Below are 1664 nucleotides of genomic sequence, written 5' to 3'. Positions count from 1 at the left end.
CGCTCGGCGTCCCACGGGGTGCGCCAGGCCAGCGGCAGCGTCGACACCGAGCCCCGGGCCGCGTCGTCGGGCAGCAGGTCGGCCAGCACCCGGGCCAGGTCCAGGGTGTACGCCAGCCGCTCCGGCGTGGTCCAGTCGGGGTGGTAGACCGCGCCCTTGACCACCGGCGCCTGGAACGCCGCGTACGGGAAGCCGTTGAGCGTGACCACCTCCAGCCCGCGTACGGTCAGCTCGTGGCGCAGCCGACGGCGGGCCGCCGGGTCGGCGGCGAGCGCGGCGGCCACCGGCGCGGCCAGCCAGAGCCCCAGCCCGAGCAGGTCGGTGTCGAGCCTCCGGCGCACCGCGAGCGCGTACGTGTCGAGCTGGGCGAGGATGCCCGGCAGGTCCTCGGCCGGGTGGACGTTCGTGCAGTAGCCGAGATGGACGGTGGTGCCGTCCGGGTGCCGCAGCCGCATCACTCGCCCCCGCGCAGGATCGAGTTGCCGGCGAAGCTGGGCGCCGGGGCGTCCAGGTCGGTGAGGTCGAGGCGCCCGGACTGGCCGTAGAACTCCACCGGGTTGCGCCACAGCACCCGGTCCACGTCGTCGTCGTCGAACCCGGCGGCCCGCATCGCCTCCCCGGTGGCCCGGGTGAGCAGCGGGTCGGAGCGTCCCCAGTCGGCGGCCGAGTTCACCAGCATCCGGTCGGTCCCGTACGTCCGCAGCAGCTCGACCATCCGGGGCGGCGACATCTTCGTCTCCGGGTAGATGGAGAAGCCCAGCCAGCAGCCGGTGTCCCGGACCAGCTTCACGGTCACCTCGTTGAGGTGGTCGATCAGCACCCGCCCGGGGTCGATGCCCGACTCGGCGACCACGGCGAGGGTGCGCTCGACGCCGCGCGCCTTGTCCCGGTGCGGGGTGTGCACCAGCGCGGGCAGGTCGTGCCCGACGGCCAGGGCGAGCTGACCGGCCAGCGCGGCGTCCTCGGCCGGCGTCATCGCGTCGTACCCGATCTCGCCGACCGCGACCACGCCGTCCTTGTCCAGATAGCGCGGCAGCACGTCGAGCACCGGGCGGCAGCGCGGGTCGTTGGCCTCCTTCGGGTTCAGCGCCACGGTGGCGTGGTGCCGGACGCCGAACTGCCCGGCCCGGAACGGCTCCCATCCGATCAGCGAGTCGAAGTAGTCGACGAAGCTGTCCACGCTGGTGCGCGGCTGGCCCAGCCAGAACGCCGGCTCGACCACCGCGCGCACCCCGGCGGCGGCCATCCGCTCGTAGTCGTCGGTGGTCCGCGACGTCATGTGGACGTGTGGGTCGAAGATGCGCATGTCACGCCTCCGTGGTGGTGATGGTCAGCCGGTGCAGCAGCTCGGTCGCGTCGTCGGGCATGGTGCGGCCGGCGGCGTGCCGCTCGGCCGCGAACGCGGCGAGCATCTGGGCCAGCTCGCCGTCGGCCCGGCCGGTCAGGTCGTCCACCACGGCCAGCGGCACCCCGGCGAACACGCACTTCAGCACCGCCTGCCGCCAGGCCGGCTGCTCCAGGTGCCGGGCGTAGGGGCCGAGCGCGGCGGCGACCAGCCGGGTGTCGTTGGTGCGGATCGCGTCGTGCAGCAGCGGCACGCACTCCGCCCCGATCGGCAGCAGCGGCAACGCGCGCAGCACGGCCCGCCGCTCGGCCGCGTCACC

The 1664-nt window shown here is 74.5% G+C and carries 2 protein-coding genes and 1 pseudogene; all 3 read right to left on the bottom strand.

Features of this window, described 5'->3' with window-relative positions:
- Positions 1-455, bottom strand: a pseudogene (locus tag HUW36_RS32310) (metabolite traffic protein EboE); the annotation flags it as partial.
- A complete protein-coding gene (locus HUW36_RS32305) occupies positions 455-1306 on the bottom strand; it encodes a TatD family hydrolase (protein ID WP_174531517.1) in 852 nt (283 codons plus the stop codon). The gene HUW36_RS32305 and the pseudogene HUW36_RS32310, both read right to left, overlap by 1 nt.
- A gap of 1 nt (position 1307) precedes the next feature.
- A partial coding sequence (locus tag HUW36_RS32300; protein WP_174531516.1) for an EboA domain-containing protein occupies positions 1308-1664 on the bottom strand: 357 nt, incomplete at its 5' end.

The organism is Micromonospora maritima, assembly GCF_902825405.1.
In the GTDB taxonomy this organism is placed as follows: domain Bacteria; phylum Actinomycetota; class Actinomycetes; order Mycobacteriales; family Micromonosporaceae; genus Micromonospora; species Micromonospora maritima.
Note: the sequence above shows the minus strand (reverse complement) of the source record. Positions and strands in the feature narration are given on the sequence as shown.